Below are 14,909 nucleotides of genomic sequence, written 5' to 3'. Positions count from 1 at the left end.
TCGGACACATACCGGCTTGGGGTAAATGGAGTCCTTGGTATGGCGCAGTCCAGACTCCTTAAAAATATTTTTTTATAAAGTTTCTCGTGTCTTTATAGCCATAATCCCTGTTATAAGGGCGCTGACGCCAAATATTTTTAAGATTATTAACGGATCCCCTATAAATATACCTAGGCTTTGATATATAGCCACAGCGAGAAAACCCACCAGATTTACAAAGGCAAACGTAGTCCCTGAGAACTCGGGGGGATAAGCCTCCCGAGACATCGGCGAAATAACCATGTGTGTTGATGCTATAAGTCCCAATAGGAATGTAAAAGCGTAGAGCGTGCTTTTGGAAGGAGCTATGAGGGGTAGCAGTGCCGCGGTAAACCAAGCCAACGAGTGGAGGAGACATCCGACTATTAAGATAGGTTTTCTTTTTCGTAGCACAGTATCGCTAATGAAGCCTACTAAAGGAACGCTCAGCAGGAATGCAAGTGCCAGCAAGAATAGTGCTTGAGCAGCTTCTGATTTTGTAAGGTGAAAGTAAGTCTGCATATACTCGTATCCCCAATACGATTGGAAAGCTAGTATTGCTGAATATGTCCCGGTGTACGCTAAGGCGACAGCTATAGAGTGATAGGACCGAGCTACGACCTTTAATTGTCCGATAGCTTTCTTGAGCCCGTCCATAACTCCCCTGGTGCTGACCCCTTCATCCTCGATGCTAAATAGCGGACTTATTGAAAGAAACGCTGTGACAGCAGTTAGACCCAGGAAAAATGCAGGAAGACCAAATGAGTCTATTAATGATCTGGCAGGCATAGTGGCAAAAAGTGCCCCAAGATTCCCTATTGAGAGAGCTAGACCTGTTAATGTTCCTCCACTGTTCTTGTCTGCATATACTCCTATCACTCTTTGTATGGAAATGTAAATTGCCGCTGCGCCAGCGCCTATCAGTATACGACCTATTATCATAAGTTGAGGATTCGTTGTCGAAAATAATAGTGCCCCAAGCGTCATTATACCTCCGCTTATGGCGGTATATCTCTTAACTCCTAAAGCGTCAGCTAGGACGCCTCCCGGGAGTTGCATCGACGAGTAAGCATAGAAATAAGCTGAAGCCATCGTTGAGGACAGTAAAGCAACATCTATACCATACTGGAGAGACACATGTTCAAATTCAGGCTTAAGCACGCCAGTTATGGTTCTATGTACATACACGACAAAGTAGAGAGCATAGAGTACAGCAAGCGCTGAAACGAGCCTCCTCTTCGACATGCCTCGCCTCGTCTAGAATAATTAAAAATTTTTTAATTTAACGGTCTAAAATGTCAATTCAATGCTCGTGTCTATGCCACTCCTCGGGCTCGTGTAGGTGGAAAAATGCCCGCTCAACAACCTCTGAGAGTGCAGGATGTATATGCATTCCCCTATAAATCGGCTCTGCAGACCTCGTGTCAGTATACATGAGACTGACTATCTCCTGTATTAAGAGTGATGCCTCAGGACCTATTATGTGTGCTCCTAGAATCTCAGATGTCTCCCTGTCTATAATGACTTTCACGAAGTAGTCCTCGGCCATCATAGCCTCACCTTTAGCTGTCTCTCCATATCGGGCATATCCCACGAGTATCCTGTGTTTCTTCACGGCTTCTTCTTCCCTGAGGCCAACGCTTGCCACCTCGGGCTCAGTAAAAACCGCATGAGGCACCGCGTGGTAATCGGCCTTGACTTGCTCTCCCTTGAACGCATTATAATATACGACAACACTCTCATAGTTGGCCTTGTGCTTAAACATTAGTTTGCCCGTTGCGTCTCCGAAAGCCCATATATCACTCTTGGTCGTCCTAAGATACTCATCAACTATTATCCAGCCTCCCTCGTCCGTCTTTACACCTGTTTTTTCGGGTCTCGTGACGTCGCTGTAAGAGGCTCTGCCAGAGGCGATGAGTATAGCGTCTGCCTGGATTTCTACATTATCTCCTGTAAGCTTGTTCTCAGCCACTACAATTTTTCTGTCACCTGATTTGCGGAACTCAACAACCGTGTGATTAGTACGTATATCCATGTAGTTCGATAATTCCTTCTTCATTAAGCTAGAGATTTCCGGCTCCTCTCCTGGCAAGATGCTAGGCAGCATTTCGAGAACAGTGACACTGCTACCCATCATCGCAAGGAAGAAGCCTAGTTCCAGTCCTACATACCCTCCTCCTACTACAACAGTATTCTTGGGAAGTTTCCTCAAATCCTTAAAGAAGTTGTCATTTGTGTAATAGTCAATCTCCTCTATACCGGGGATCCGCGGTATTTTAGGCTTAGACCCAGTTGATAGAAGTATTTTTTCACCCTCAATTTCACGACCTCCCACATCAACCGTGTAATCTCCTACGAAAACCCCGTCAGTTAGATAAAGGTCGATCTGAGGATGATGCTTTAAGGAGTGCTCTATCTCCTTACTTTCCCGATATATCTTCTGCCAAACACGTTCCATTGTATAGGCGAAGTCGGGGGGCTCATAGGAAACCTTAATACCGAACTTTGATGCGTCTCGTATCCTCTTTATGTTCCTAGCGACTTCCAGGAGCATTTTAGATGGTATGCAGCCCCTTGTCAGACAAATACCACCAACAATGTTGTTCTCAATGATGGCAAACCTTCCCTCGTAACCCTGATTTATTAGCTCAGAAACAATATTCATTGCCGAACCTGTACCAAAAACTATAACTTCGTAGTGCTTCACCATAGCGTTAAAAATAATTCCTCGTGCTATATATTAACTAATATGTTAACCCCACAAGCTAAATCATCAGTCAAACAAAAGCTGCCATTATTTTTCATCGTAGGAATCATCCTCGTAGGATTAGTCTTAGCAGTTTTTTCCCCAGGCAGTACTAGACCAAAATTCATACCTCAAGTAGCGATGATCGAGATTAGAGGAGCTTTAGACTATTCAAGCCAATCGCTTCTAGGGGTGTCAACTGGTATAGACCAGTATATCAAGCTTTTAGAGCAAGCCAGAGAAGATCCTTCAATTAAAGCTGTCATAATTGTTTACGACAGCCCTGGGGGGACGGTCTCCGCTTCCTATGATTTATACGTAGCTGTAAAGAAGCTCGCACGTGAAAAAGTGGTAGTTTCTTACGCTAGAGGAAGCATGGCTAGTGGCGCCTACATGGCTGCCAGCCCTTCAACAAAAATCTACGCAAGCCCCTCGGCTCTCGTAGGCTCGATAGGCGTATACGCGTCCACTATCAACGTTGAAGGCTTGCTTGGGAAACTTGGCATAAGAGTCTATACTTTTAAGTCTGGTGCTTTGAAAGACATAGGCTCTCCCTATAGGAACATGACATCAGAAGAGATGCAGGTAATGCAAGAAATCATTCAAGAATACTTTGCCTTATTCAAGAACATCGTCCTCGAGCACCGGAAGAATGTGGGAGAGAACGTGTTTAGTGGTAGACCCTACCCGCCCGAGGAAGCCTTAAAAGAAGGATTGATAGACGGTATAATGACGCTCGACGAAGCCATAAACAAGACAAAGGAGCTTGCCGGACTACCTCTGACTGCACCTGTTTATGAGCTGAAACCTCAGCCAACAGGGCTCCTAGGTCTTCTTTTTGGAGGATCTGGCACTAGAACCCCTATGAGTGTACCCAGTTTAATTTACCTTGCAATGTGGCCTCCACCTGAATACATTGTTCTTCCATGACCATATTACATTAGGGTTCTTTTTAACTTAAAGTTCTAGTCTGAGGAGACAGTAGAGCGAGGCAAGCATGAAGAGTAGTGACACGAACAGCGTGTAGAGATTACCTGTCATCATGGATGATGCGATTCCAAGACCAGACCATGCAGCAATCCATAGGGGACTCTTCTCCTTCGGACTAATCTTCTCCTTTTGCCCTTTTAGCGTCACCTCCCACTTTATCTTCCCCCTCAACAATCCTTTAAGCGCGTAGAACGAGAGATAAGGTGACAGAACTGCAAGTATCGCAGAAAACCTTCCCAGGTTTATAATATAGTATTTGAATAGTCCTTTAAGACGGTTTTTTTCCAGCTCGTAGAGGAGAAAGCCTTGCAATAGTCCTAGGATAGCTGCTGGTAGAAAAATACCTATAACATTCATAAACTGATAGCTGAAAGGTGTACTGGGACGCTCCAGGAGAGCCACAATAGGTGCCAACACTAGAACAAGGAAAGGTAGAAGCGTTTCAAGAGGCTGGAGCAGGTAAGCAAACATTTCCATTCTTTTATACAGAGGTAGTGGCGAGTCTAATATCCTTTTAAAGTTCCTTGAAAGAACTTCACTGGTCCCGAAAGCCCACCTGGCCTGTTGTTTTCTCAGGGAATAAAGCTTTGAAGGCACCAGTACTTGTATCTCTGAATTCTCAAGAAGCCTTGTACTAAATCCGTTTGACGCTAGCTTGACTCCCATCAGAATGTCATCTTGAACAATATTGTTGCCCCATCCTCCAAGCCGAATTATGGCATCGCGATTGTACAGTGTTCCCGAACCCAGTGGGAAAACGAAAAAGCCAGCCTTAGACCTGAGTCTGTAAAGTATTAGGGATCCGAGATCTGTGAAGAAGGCCATCGTTTCGGCTACCCTGGTTTTGTCGAGTGAGTAGCCCTTCCAGGGAAGTACATAAGCTGCCTCTGAGCCACTAAGCATACATAGAGAATTTAGGGATTCTTTGTCTATAGTTCCATCGACGTCTAGTACTAGAATATAGTCGGAGGTCGAGTATGAGAAGTAATGGTCTAGCGCACCTGTCCTGCCTCCCTTAGGCTGGGAACGCCTCAAAACCTCTACTTTGCTGAATCCTTCAAGCTCACGCTTAAGTGTCTCAAAGTATTGAACATCGTCGTCAGATAAGATAACCACTTTTTTCACGCATGGTGTTGACTCGTAGGCCTCCTTGTTACGTAGAAGAGTGTTTTTCACTATTTCGAGCGGTTCTCCTCGGACTGGTACAACTACCTCGATAGAAAAATCTCGTGCATCCTCTTTGACTACACTCTTATCTTTTGAGCGCGAAGCAAAGGCTATGATCATAAGGTAATAGAGCAGGACTGCATAAATTGGCAAAGTTAACAAGAATACCAAGAGAAAACTTAAAGACATGTTCCCACACTATCACGGAGTGGCTCCTTCTTTGCTAGACCCTTCTCCTTCTTTCCCTTCATTAAATCTTTTTAAAGCTCTTAAAAGCTCCTCTATATAATCGCCGAAGAAGGCCCAGAGGGCAAATATTCCTATCAAGAAGCCGACCCCGAGAGCAAGACCAGCTGTAAGGGCTACCTTCACCTCGGAGCTTAGGGCTGCCAGATCCACAAAGAGTATTACTAGAATGAGCGCTGAGATCATGACGAAAAACCTCTCTGTTTTTCTCTCAAGCCCCATGGACTTGACGAGAGCATCAACCATCACGAAAGCAATTAAAGCAAGCACTACAACACTACCCGCCCTGGTTATGTAGCTTATGCTTTCCCGGTAGAAAGGCTCCCATACAGGCACATACACCCGAAGAATAAGTGCAGAAGCCGCTATAAGTATCGCAACATCAGCTAAAACTATTGAAAGGGTTGTTAGAGGCAAACGAGTACCTCCGGGAACCATCTCCCTTAATATTTCCTCAAATCTTCCAATTTTGATTAGCCAACGTATTACGCCATTTACGATCTTCATTATTATAAAGGCAGCTACAAGGATTATAGCTACTAAGAAAATCTTAGGAATAGATGATGCCAGTTCATTGAGAATTAGGGTAAGTTGTTGAAGTATGTCTATATCGGGAGGCATTCTAGATCCCCGCTATCATCCAACTTAGTCTATACATGACATATAATAAAGTTAGTAATAATGCCAGCGCTAAAGTTTCCACGGCAAATTTTAGAAATTCTTTAGAAGCCTGAACAGTGAAGGTGTAACCCATCGTACTCGTTGAATAGATTAGTCGACTGTACTCGTAGGCTCTCCTCTCAGGAACAACGGCTGTTTCAGGTATTACCAGCATGGCCATTATCACACCGATCATCTTGAGGAGTGCGGCTAGCAACATGCTAACAAATGGTGTAAAAATCCCCAACGCTAAGGTTGAAGATGCCAGAAGCAGTCCTGCATAATTTGCGCCAGTCAAAAATGCTGCAGCCCTTACCCTACCGAGTTTGTTGTTTATCTCGGCGAAAACCTGCATTCCGAGGAGGTTAGCCCCCATAAATGTAAGGGATGTTAAGAATGACATCCCAACATGTATAGGTGGGAACCATATGTAAGGTATAAGTCCGGTGAGTAACGAATTCAAAGCTATCGCGACGAGGTAGGCCCTATAGGACCTCCAGAGGTAGGCTCCTATGAGACCACCTATGTTTCCGGCAAATGTTAATGCTAGTGGAATATAGAGCGGGGCTCCAAGCTGACGCAGAAGAGGACTCCAAGCCATGCCTACCAGGTTGCCTCCAGCCATGAATAAAGTTAATACGAGGAAAACGACACTTCCCTTGATTTTTGCTTCTTCCTCGAGTGTTTTCTCAACCCTTTCTTCCTTAATCTTCCCCGGAACGTTTGGTAAAAGCAACAGGGACCCCGTGCTCACAAGCCCCGCTAGGAAAGCTGTTATATATAACACATAATATATTCCGGGAGCCTTTTGCACCGCGGAAAGATATGTCATGAATGATGAGCCTAGAATGCTTGCTGCGGCTCCGGCAGCGGATCTATGGACGGAAACCTCGATGACATCATCTATCGAAAATATACTGTAGATTAGTACACCTATTAGTAAACCCACCATTACCGCTACAAGGTTTCCAGCGAGATAATTCAAGGATAAAAGATATGGGTTATATAGAAAAAAAGGCGGTAGGAGCCATAACACCCTCTCAAAGAAATGTGTTGAAAGAAGCATTATACGGAAGCGCGAGGTGGCAGCCTCTGGTCTTTTGTATAATGTGTGAGCCAGAAGTAGACCTCCCAGACCCGTTGGGAGAAGAGCCATCGACACCATGTCGAGATTATAGCCACTGTAGACCATCATAGGGACGAAGAGCCCCCTTGTTATTGATACATAGAAGCCACCGAAGAATGCCTCGACTACAAGGAGAATCTTCGAAAGTATGTGCTTTGAGGTTTCCGGCATAAATTCTACCTGGCAAGTTTTATTTTTCTTTTTAAAAATATTTATCGTTATTTTTCCCTGAGAGCCTCTAGGACATCAAACACAATGTTATGTCCTCCGCTGTGCTTTAACGATAAAGCTATTGCCCGGAAGAATGTCTCCCAGGTTCCCGTATCCACCCAGTCGGCTTGTGACTCATATGCCAGAAACTTTATTTCTCTACTTAGCAAGATTTGTATTGAGTCCGTTATCTCTATTTCACCTCTCACACTAGGCTTTGTCTCCTCTATGGCCTTGAAGATCTCTGGAGGAAAAACGTACAGGCTCGTGTTGGCAAGGTTAGAAATAGGTGTTTTGGGCTTTTCAACTATCCCCTCGACTTCGTATATTCTATCCTCGATCTCCCTTCCAATAATAATTCCGTATTTCCTAGGGTCGTTTACTCTCTTGACGGCAAGAATGGGAGTGGATCTTTTCTCGTGAAGCTCCGCCAATTTTTGTGGAACATTCTCCCCGATGAAGACGTTGTCAGCAGCCGCGGCAAAGAAAAAATCATCGCCTACAAATGTCTTAGCCATGTAGACTGCATGCGCTGTACCTCGGGGGACAGGCTGATTGACCCAGGCAATATATGAGGATTCGACCTTACTGTAGAATTCCCTTAGAAGAGAAGAGTATTCCTCTTTACCGTTTCTCTCTAAGTATTCGACAAAAGCCCAGTCAGGAGTGAAGTGATCCTCTATAGCCCGCTTCCCCCTCCCTACTATAAAACAAAACTCTCGTACCCCTGCATCATAAAGTTGTTCGTAAATTTTCTGGATAATAGGCTTGAGAAATACCCTCCCTTTTAACCCTTCAAAAATCGGCAACATTTCTTTCGGCATCTCCTTACTATAAGGTACAAGCCTGGTTCCCAGTCCCGCAGCAAGTAAGACTCCTTTTTTAAGCTTAGACACATTCATCCCTTTTTTCGATTAACCATTCACTATTAGTAAACTTTGCTTTCGACAAGTAAAATTTTTATGAAAGGAAGAGAACTTATTATTTGGAAGACTATGCCTAAAAAATTCGGAGACCTAGTATATACTCCTGAAAGCGCTAGTGGTGAGGCTATCTCAAAGGTTGAGACTCATACGCCGAAAATCGAGGCTCCCGACCAGGTGAAGTCCGGAGAGCCTTTTCACGTAAAGATAAGTGTTGGTCCCCATCCAAACACTATTCAACACTCTATCCGATGGATTGAAGTATACTTCCAGGAAGATGGGAGGGCATTTAACCCTGTCCTGTTAGCGCGTGTCCACTTCGAGCCAGAGCTTGCAGAGCCTGAAGTTCAATTGAAATTGGTGCTAAAGAAAAGTGGAGTTATTCATGCAATAGAGTACTGTAACCTTCACGGACTTTGGGAGGGACGCAAAGAAATCAAAGTTGTTTAATGTCTTAGCCCTCAAAATCTACGCATTTTTCTCGCAAGACTTCATATAAAGAGTCGAATACATTTGCCATATAAGTTAAATCGCTTTTATCGAGCTTTCTAAGTATCTTTTTAACGTTTTTCTCTTCTATTTTTGTGAATCTTCTGTCAAGCCTCAGAACTCTGAGAACAGCTTCAATAAGTTCATCTTCCCGTGTCTCCTGCTCTTTTGTGTCAGCTCTAAAACTCATGTTTAAGACTCAAGATTAATAGTTTTCTTAACCACTAAATTATTTTCTCCATTTTTGTAAAATCCCACGAAGCTTAATCTTCCTCGTGCTCGTGAACGTGTTTTTCCTGCGGATCTACAAGCTGAAACATTATATCGATAACCCTTGCGAATTCACGTATTCTGAGAGCAACCACGCCCTCTTCCCTCTCAACTAATACATCTGTATTTGGATTGTAGCCTTTACATTCTTCCCTAATCTCTGCTCTACACACCTCCTCTATTATGGCCACAAGGGGCTGGACGCCTCTATCTAGAAGTTTGTGCATTTCACATGGATCCTCGATTGCTGTGACTACTTCCTCAGCTTTTAGGTCGGTCATCGCTGAAATTATTTCTTCTGCTGTAGTTAAAGCCCCAACCCCAACAAACACAACTTCGTCCCCTACTTGCTTCGAAAGAGTTTCTTGTACATGGTTGTTGGGTGTGAAGTCTAGTGCCCAGAGTACAATCTTAATGACACTCACCCCACTAGGGACAATATATCTACTACCTTCAGATAGTCCTTTGTAATCTGTGAAACTGCCTCAACCAGGCTTTGTCCTTTAGAGACGAACTCAGACAAGATCACGTAACCATCTTCGTTGGTGTCAACCCTACTCTTTACAACTCTCTTCATCCTTAACTGGACGGCCTCATCGATTGCCGTGAAATCTCTCTCATATATGGGATCCGACTCCACGATGTAACCGAAGTCTTCGATAAAGACTTCAAAGCCGACACGAAAGTTGTGTTTAGCGTATGCTCCAGCGATGCTCTCTGTTCCCGCCCATTTTCTCGGAGCCGCGTAGAAACCATTACTGACAAGGTGCTCCGTTAGACTAACAGCTTCCCGGGAATAAAGGTCAGGTTTAAAGACCTCCACCTCAACTTCTTCATCTTCATCTATCTCGAAAACATAGTGTTTAGGTCCCAAAAACCATCCAACAATATTTACAGGTCCATATGGCTGGTTAGCCCAGGCGAAAAGGCAGAGTGACTTTCCGGGAGGCCAGTAGGCTAGGGAACCGCTTGCAACTCTTGAAAACTCCTCTCCATGAAACTCTATTCCCGTCTCGAAATACACTTCTTCCTTCCAGGTGAGAGTCTTAGACTTTATTGGAACTGCACCTTTGAGAGCTTCATAAAAGCGGGAATCAAGGACGACTGCAGGTATCTCGTAACCATCTTCAAATCTTATCGTGATATACATGAGTTTTCAATATATCCTGTTCTTTTAATTAATAAGAGTTTTGTAGAATAAACCGCTTTGATATTCTTCAATTATTCAAGTTATTTGTTGCTTGCCCCTCTTTTAATATACTTTGTTCCAATGACAACTTCGTAATGTACTCAGCAAGGTGTGCTACTAATAGAGGATAAAACTTTGACTGAGAAGCTAGTTTGACTGAACCTTCTATACCGCGAGCATGATAAGCCACTTCTACTAAGAGCTCAGAAGCCTCAACCGGCAAGAGGTCTGTCGAGGGTACTTGTTTGAGAATGAGCTCGAATCTATCCCTAAATTCCTTGGCTAAGCCGATTTCACCCAAGTTTCTAGCCACTAGAAGAGATACATACATGTCCCTTAGAGTTTCTCCCAAAGGGAGCTTAAGTGCTAGTTCCTGTGGCTTCGGCGCTCTTAATTGAAAGTAGAGGGGATGCTTCGCTAGGCGTGATAACAACACCATCCTCCGTCTCCCGCTTCTTATCTTTCTAATGAGCTGCATAGTTTCAGATAAAAGCTGAAAATCTTGAGGCCTTGAGAGAGTAGCTTCGACTAGAAAAGAAACCCTGCGTGAAACACTATATGCACTTACTAATTCCTTGGCTCTTGAAAGCTCACCGCATCTAGCTAAAGCAAGCGAAAATCTAGCTCTACCGGAGTATCCGAGAGGGGGCAGATAATTCGAGGCCATCTCGAGTAAATATTTGTAATCCCCCTTATCGAGCTGGAAAGCGGTTTCAGATAGTCTTCCCAAGACATATACTCTTTCAAGATACTTTAGCCAAGTCACATTTGAGACCACTTCTCTGAGCGCTTTCTCGTAATACTCGGGATCATAAAGGGGCAGTTCTGCCTCGACGTATAACTTTAAGTACAAGTTTTCGACCTCAGCGAGGAAGCTATTGTAATCAAGACCCAATCGGGCTGCAGCCAAGGCTAGAGAGGCAAAAGCATAATCTTTGTATCTTTTAGGTAGTTTCTCTAACTCGCTGAGAGCATCAAGGTTTAGCAGACCAGTATACACAACTCAGGTAAGGGATAGGATATGATTTAGGGCTGACTTTACATATAGGTAGATCTACTCTAGTATTTTCAATGTATGATCAACATCAACCCATTAGCGAAAACGAAAAGTATATTCCATAACGGGAAACCACTATCTTTATGGATTTAAAGCTCGAAGCCTGGCTTGTCGAACTCCCTCTTGTAGAGCCTTTCCGCATCTCTACCGGAGTTGCCGATAAGAGCCGAACACTGGTTATTCGACTCTCTACCCAGGATGGTCTAGTTGGTTGGGGAGAGGCGTGCCCTTCAAAGAACGTATTGGGGGAAACGCTAGATGATGTTGTGGAGGCAGTTAAGAGGATTAAGTCATTAGACGTGGACTACAGAAGCCTTGAACAAATCCACGAGTACACATGGACCTTAGACACACCCGCTTCTTTACGTGCAGCGTTAAACATGGCGCTTGTAGACCTCTATGGAAAATACCAGAGTAGACCAATCTGGCGCCTGCTAGGAGGGTACCGTGAGTTCATAGAGACAGATATTTCTATTGGCTTGCTGGAGCCCGAAGAACAGGCGAAAAGAGCGCTAAGATATGTGGAAAAAGGCTTCCGAATAATTAAACTGAAACTCGGTTTAGATCCCGTGAAGGACGTTGAACGCGTGAGAATGGTGCGTGACGCTGTGGGCGAGGGTGTAAAGATCAGAGTCGATGCAAATCAAGGATGGAGTGTCGAGGATGCAATATGGGTTATCGACAGGATCTCATCATATGATGTTGAGCTTGTAGAACAGCCTACAAGATGGGATGATTTCGAAGGATTGAGAAAAATCAGGCGTGAAAGCTCAATCCCCATAGCCTTGGATGAGAGTGTTAAGACGCCGGGCGACGTCTTAAAGGCTGTAGAATTCGAGGCTGCAGACATTATCAATATAAAACTAATGAAGACCAGAGGATTGACTGGAGCGTTGAGAGTCGCTTACATTAGTGAGTCTGCAGGCATCAAGAATATGATCGGATGCTATGGTGAAACAAGACTGGGCATAACAGCTCACGTACACCTTGCACAAGCCCTACGGAATATATTTTACTATGACCTGGACTGCGACCTTCTCACTTCCCAGCAAGCCTTTTACGGTGGAGCGAGTATTGAAAACGGGACGAGAAAAGCAGGTGAAGCTGCGGGTTTAGGAGAGTTCTCTCCAGACTGGGGGATGTTTGCCCGCGTTATATGATAGCTTCTCAAGCAGTCCCTGAAACCTCCCTGAAGAGGGGCCAGACCTCGTATGTCCTAGAACGAGTATAGAGGAGCAGTGTGAATGGGTTCGTTTTTATTAGAAGGAAGGGTTTTAGGCTTAAGGGGTGTAACGTTACCTCTACATTTATATCATGCCTCCTAAGAAGCTCCTCAAGCTTCTCGGTAAGCCTGACCGAGTGGAGCCCTGAAAATTCCTTAAGTAGTTCTTCTGAATAGCTAAGCAGTGCTTGTCTGATAGCTATGGCTAGGGGCGAGAACTCTCCACCTGGTTCCGTGGGCTTATTACGGTGGTTGATTAGATGGCCCACTAGAGACATTAATATTTCCCGTTATTACTTTTTAATAGGGGATTTTATCTTTTTTTCTAAACATATTATATTATACTACCTGGAATCAATGAAAAATATTCAAAATAATTTAGATACATATCTAATTATTGGTGATACAACTATAATAACTGAGATTACGGCATAAATAGCAAATTGTGATATCAGAGGAAGAGAACCTGAGATGCGTGTAAGGATTAAAACTAGCGCTAAGACTATTGCAGCTAGAAGAACGCGACGGGACAGTGAAGGAGAAGGCTGTATTTTTTCTCGGAGGAGAGGGTAAAGGGAACTACCAGCCAATACGCCTGCAAGTTTGATTAGAGTGGGATCGTGGTCTACAAGGTATAGTAGAGATACAAAGATGCTGTATGCTAGTAGGGTTAAAGAAGCTCTCTTCTTTTCTAGCTTCAGTAGTCTCAGCGAGAAGAAGTATGTAAGTAGCGAGACGAGTAGGCCGAGGAAAATTCCTCCTATTATATCGCGAGGGTAGTGCACTCCTAGTGCAAGCCGCGAATAGGAGACTAGGGCTATAAGGGAGATGCCGAGCAGGGCTATAGCTTTTTTCCTCAGATAAATATAAGCGGCAGACCAGAATGCTGTTGAGGTTTGAGCGTGACCGCTTGGGAAACCGTACCCTTTAACCTCGATCTTCCATTGATCGGAGGGAGGGCGAGGTAGTCGAAGAGTGTCCTTTAATATTATGTTTACCCAGGCGGATGATAGTAACGATAATAGCATGATGAAGCCTAGTTCGGGTGAGAAAACTATAAAGACTATAGTCGCCAAAGCTACATATCCTTGTTCATCTCCCAGTGTTGTTACTAACTCCCAATATTTTGTCCATGATCCTGTAAAGTAGGCTAGGAACGGTGTTACAAGTAATATGATTATTATCCCATAAATGAAAGTATTGTATTTTTTCGCCTCTTGCATGGAGATTTTCTACGAGAAGGTTCATTTATTCTTTTCTACCTGTTGAAGCATAAAGGTAAGCTCCTTAACTACCCTCTCATTAACCTCTGTTCCAATTTCCCTTGAACGCCTAGAAGCCTGCTCGACCAGCTCCATCAGCGCAGCCTTTACCCCCCTCGACTCCAAAACTGTCAACCCACGTATAGTTGTTCCAGATGGAGTTGCCACCTCATCACGCAACTGGGCAGGATGAATGTTACTGCGTGCCCTTAATAAAAGAGCAGTCCCCTCTAGCACATCTAGCACAGCCTTGTATGCTAGTTCACGGTTTAACCCAGAGGCTACGGCGCCCATCGCAAGAGCATCTATTATTTCCGCTATAAAGGCGGGTCCACTGCCGGCTAGTCCTGTCCAAACGTCGAGATACTCCTCGGGAACCCAGTATGTTGTACCCAGGGTTTTGAATAAAGCATCCACGGTGTTTTTCCTGTATCCAGAACCATTTTCTGCTATTGCGGTCGCTGATCTCCCGACATAGGCATTCAGGTTGGGCATGGCCCTGTAGACTTCAGCGCCCTCAAGCGCTTTTTGTAATGTTGATAGAGTGACTCCAGCCATTACCGAAACAACTGTTTTGTCAACCCACACATCGAACCCTGTTTCTTTTAAAAGTTGAGGAAAGTGGAATGGCTTCACACTAATAATGATGAGATCCGATTCAAGTACGGCTTTGCGGTTCTCACGTATAGCTATGGCTCCAAGCTTTGCAGCATTCTGAAGGGTCTCATAGCTACGACCAGTAGCTATAACTTTGACCCCGTCTAGTTTTTCTGAAAGAGCCCTTATTATTATACTTCCTATCTTTCCAGCACCAAGTACGGCTATACTATCAGCATCAAGCACGAATCCTGTCAAAGCTTTAAGGTTTTTAAGGCTTTCAGGCACATTTCTGAAAAAAATACAAGATACTGTCTACATCTTAGACAATACTATCTTGCAGAACCCCCCTTCTCTCCCAGTATTTTCTAAATCAGGTTTAAGACCAGTTATACCCGAGAAGAATCCTACGAGAGGACATAATCGTCCTGGGTGTTCCAGGCCACCTACTGCCTTAGGACATATATTACAGCTACTAGTTGTCACCTTCACATATAAATGAAGAGTATCTTCCTCCAAACTGAGTTGCTCAGCAAAGTGTAAAAGCTCATTAGCCTCTAATATAGCCTCTTTTGGATTATTTGAAAAAGAATAGATATTGAGTAGTTTTTTCCCGACATTTTCCATAGCTCTTGTAACGATTGCATAGTTGAGAACCCCTTCCTCGCGAAAAGAGGCTAGCGACGAAGCTATAAAAGCGTGAAGAGGTGTAACGTTGCGTTCCTTTGGCAAACTAA

The 14,909-nt window shown here is 44.1% G+C and carries 17 protein-coding genes; 3 read left to right on the top strand and 14 right to left on the bottom strand.

What is annotated here, in order from left to right:
* Nucleotides 1–72: 72 nt before the first annotated feature.
* Nucleotides 73–1,263, bottom strand: a complete 1,191-nt coding sequence (locus tag ACP5KC_RS00665) for an MFS transporter (protein WP_428286725.1) — start codon at nt 1,261–1,263, stop codon at nt 73–75.
* A gap of 58 nt (nt 1,264–1,321) precedes the next feature.
* Nucleotides 1,322–2,728 carry a dihydrolipoyl dehydrogenase gene (locus ACP5KC_RS00660; protein ID WP_191118643.1) on the bottom strand — a complete coding sequence of 469 codons (1,407 nt, stop codon included), beginning with the start codon at nt 2,726–2,728 and terminating at the stop codon, nt 1,322–1,324.
* A gap of 39 nt (nt 2,729–2,767) precedes the next feature.
* Between ACP5KC_RS00660 and sppA the strand changes: the two genes are divergently transcribed.
* Complete coding sequence (gene sppA / locus ACP5KC_RS00655; protein WP_052883581.1) at nt 2,768–3,694, top strand: signal peptide peptidase SppA; 927 nt, start codon at nt 2,768–2,770, stop codon at nt 3,692–3,694.
* A 27-nt stretch (nt 3,695–3,721) separates the two neighbouring features.
* Here the strand turns inward: sppA and ACP5KC_RS00650 are convergent, their stop codons facing one another.
* The 4 genes from ACP5KC_RS00650 to ACP5KC_RS00635 are packed head-to-tail and all read right to left on the bottom strand — an operon-like array spanning nt 3,722 to nt 8,059.
* Nucleotides 3,722–5,110 carry a glycosyltransferase gene (locus ACP5KC_RS00650; protein ID WP_428286724.1) on the bottom strand — a complete coding sequence of 463 codons (1,389 nt, stop codon included), beginning with the start codon at nt 5,108–5,110 and terminating at the stop codon, nt 3,722–3,724.
* Between the two features lie 12 nt (nt 5,111–5,122).
* The gene (locus ACP5KC_RS00645) at nt 5,123–5,788 is read right to left on the bottom strand and encodes a mechanosensitive ion channel family protein (RefSeq protein ID WP_052883579.1); all 666 of its coding nucleotides are present in this window, start codon (nt 5,786–5,788) and stop codon (nt 5,123–5,125) included.
* A 1-nt stretch (nt 5,789) separates the two neighbouring features.
* Nucleotides 5,790–7,124 carry a hypothetical protein gene (locus tag ACP5KC_RS00640; protein WP_273434605.1) on the bottom strand — a complete coding sequence of 445 codons (1,335 nt, stop codon included), beginning with the start codon at nt 7,122–7,124 and terminating at the stop codon, nt 5,790–5,792.
* Between the two features lie 47 nt (nt 7,125–7,171).
* Nucleotides 7,172–8,059 (bottom strand): UTP--glucose-1-phosphate uridylyltransferase, encoded by an 888-nt coding sequence (locus ACP5KC_RS00635; RefSeq protein WP_191118641.1) that lies wholly within the window; start codon nt 8,057–8,059, stop codon nt 7,172–7,174.
* Nucleotides 8,060–8,158: 99 nt separating this feature from the next.
* Between ACP5KC_RS00635 and ACP5KC_RS00630 the strand changes: the two genes are divergently transcribed.
* Nucleotides 8,159–8,536 (top strand): class II SORL domain-containing protein, encoded by a 378-nt coding sequence (locus ACP5KC_RS00630; RefSeq protein WP_052883576.1) that lies wholly within the window; start codon nt 8,159–8,161, stop codon nt 8,534–8,536.
* Between the two features lie 4 nt (nt 8,537–8,540).
* Here ACP5KC_RS00630 and ACP5KC_RS00625 read toward each other — a convergent pair whose 3' ends face one another.
* From ACP5KC_RS00625 to ACP5KC_RS00610, 4 genes are all read right to left on the bottom strand, one after another.
* The gene (locus tag ACP5KC_RS00625) at nt 8,541–8,765 is read right to left on the bottom strand and encodes a hypothetical protein (RefSeq protein ID WP_273434602.1); all 225 of its coding nucleotides are present in this window, start codon (nt 8,763–8,765) and stop codon (nt 8,541–8,543) included.
* A gap of 73 nt (nt 8,766–8,838) precedes the next feature.
* On the bottom strand, nt 8,839–9,270 hold the full coding sequence (locus ACP5KC_RS00620) for a hypothetical protein (protein ID WP_052883574.1): 432 nt from the start codon (nt 9,268–9,270) through the stop codon (nt 8,839–8,841).
* Nucleotides 9,267–9,995: a cyclophilin-like family protein gene (locus tag ACP5KC_RS00615; protein WP_052883573.1), complete on the bottom strand. Its 729-nt coding sequence runs from the start codon at nt 9,993–9,995 to the stop codon at nt 9,267–9,269. Before ACP5KC_RS00615 ends, ACP5KC_RS00620 begins: the two co-directional genes overlap by 4 nt.
* Nucleotides 9,996–10,062: 67 nt before the next feature.
* Nucleotides 10,063–11,034 (bottom strand): hypothetical protein, encoded by a 972-nt coding sequence (locus ACP5KC_RS00610; RefSeq protein WP_052883572.1) that lies wholly within the window; start codon nt 11,032–11,034, stop codon nt 10,063–10,065.
* A 140-nt stretch (nt 11,035–11,174) separates the two neighbouring features.
* Here ACP5KC_RS00610 and ACP5KC_RS00605 point away from each other — a divergent pair, with 140 nt between their 5' ends.
* Nucleotides 11,175–12,251, top strand: coding sequence for a mandelate racemase/muconate lactonizing enzyme family protein (locus ACP5KC_RS00605; RefSeq protein WP_428286723.1), 1,077 nt, complete (start codon nt 11,175–11,177; stop codon nt 12,249–12,251).
* 7 nt (nt 12,252–12,258) lie between these two features.
* On the opposite strand, the gene ACP5KC_RS00600 is transcribed toward ACP5KC_RS00605, so the two are convergent.
* From ACP5KC_RS00600 to ACP5KC_RS00585, 4 genes are all read right to left on the bottom strand, one after another.
* Nucleotides 12,259–12,591, bottom strand: coding sequence for a hypothetical protein (locus ACP5KC_RS00600; RefSeq protein ID WP_428286722.1), 333 nt, complete (start codon nt 12,589–12,591; stop codon nt 12,259–12,261).
* Between the two features lie 90 nt (nt 12,592–12,681).
* Entirely contained in the window at nt 12,682–13,536 is an 855-nt protein-coding gene (locus tag ACP5KC_RS00595; protein ID WP_424737702.1) for a phosphatase PAP2 family protein, read from the bottom strand.
* A 21-nt stretch (nt 13,537–13,557) separates the two neighbouring features.
* Nucleotides 13,558–14,418: a pyrroline-5-carboxylate reductase gene (proC, locus tag ACP5KC_RS00590; protein ID WP_052884853.1), complete on the bottom strand. Its 861-nt coding sequence runs from the start codon at nt 14,416–14,418 to the stop codon at nt 13,558–13,560.
* A gap of 69 nt (nt 14,419–14,487) precedes the next feature.
* The coding region (locus ACP5KC_RS00585) for a hypothetical protein (protein WP_428286721.1) at nt 14,488–14,909 on the bottom strand (422 nt) is incomplete at its 5' end.

The organism is Infirmifilum sp., assembly GCF_049970975.1.
Lineage (GTDB): Archaea > Thermoproteota > Thermoprotei > Thermofilales > Thermofilaceae > Thermofilum > Thermofilum uzonense.
The sequence above is the reverse complement of the archived record's forward strand: the minus strand, read 5'-3'. Positions and strand labels throughout refer to the sequence as shown.

What these genes read in the sequence shown, in the direction of transcription:
- ACP5KC_RS00660 (WP_191118643.1), bottom strand. Translation starts at nt 2,728, where the DNA reads ATGGTGAAGCACTACGAAGTTATAGTTTTTGGTACAGGTTCGGCAATG.
- ACP5KC_RS00630 (WP_052883576.1), top strand. Translation starts at nt 8,159, where the DNA reads ATGCCTAAAAAATTCGGAGACCTAGTATATACTCCTGAAAGCGCTAGT.
- ACP5KC_RS00600 (WP_428286722.1), bottom strand. Translation starts at nt 12,591, where the DNA reads ATGTCTCTAGTGGGCCATCTAATCAACCACCGTAATAAGCCCACGGAA.
- ACP5KC_RS00665 (WP_428286725.1), bottom strand. Translation starts at nt 1,263, where the DNA reads ATGTCGAAGAGGAGGCTCGTTTCAGCGCTTGCTGTACTCTATGCTCTC.
- ACP5KC_RS00645 (WP_052883579.1), bottom strand. Translation starts at nt 5,788, where the DNA reads ATGCCTCCCGATATAGACATACTTCAACAACTTACCCTAATTCTCAAT.
- ACP5KC_RS00650 (WP_428286724.1), bottom strand. Translation starts at nt 5,110, where the DNA reads ATGTCTTTAAGTTTTCTCTTGGTATTCTTGTTAACTTTGCCAATTTAT.
- ACP5KC_RS00605 (WP_428286723.1), top strand. Translation starts at nt 11,175, where the DNA reads ATGGATTTAAAGCTCGAAGCCTGGCTTGTCGAACTCCCTCTTGTAGAG.
- ACP5KC_RS00640 (WP_273434605.1), bottom strand. Translation starts at nt 7,124, where the DNA reads ATGCCGGAAACCTCAAAGCACATACTTTCGAAGATTCTCCTTGTAGTC.
- ACP5KC_RS00625 (WP_273434602.1), bottom strand. Translation starts at nt 8,765, where the DNA reads ATGAGTTTTAGAGCTGACACAAAAGAGCAGGAGACACGGGAAGATGAA.
- sppA (WP_052883581.1), top strand. Translation starts at nt 2,768, where the DNA reads ATGTTAACCCCACAAGCTAAATCATCAGTCAAACAAAAGCTGCCATTA.
- ACP5KC_RS00595 (WP_424737702.1), bottom strand. Translation starts at nt 13,536, where the DNA reads ATGCAAGAGGCGAAAAAATACAATACTTTCATTTATGGGATAATAATC.
- ACP5KC_RS00615 (WP_052883573.1), bottom strand. Translation starts at nt 9,995, where the DNA reads ATGTATATCACGATAAGATTTGAAGATGGTTACGAGATACCTGCAGTC.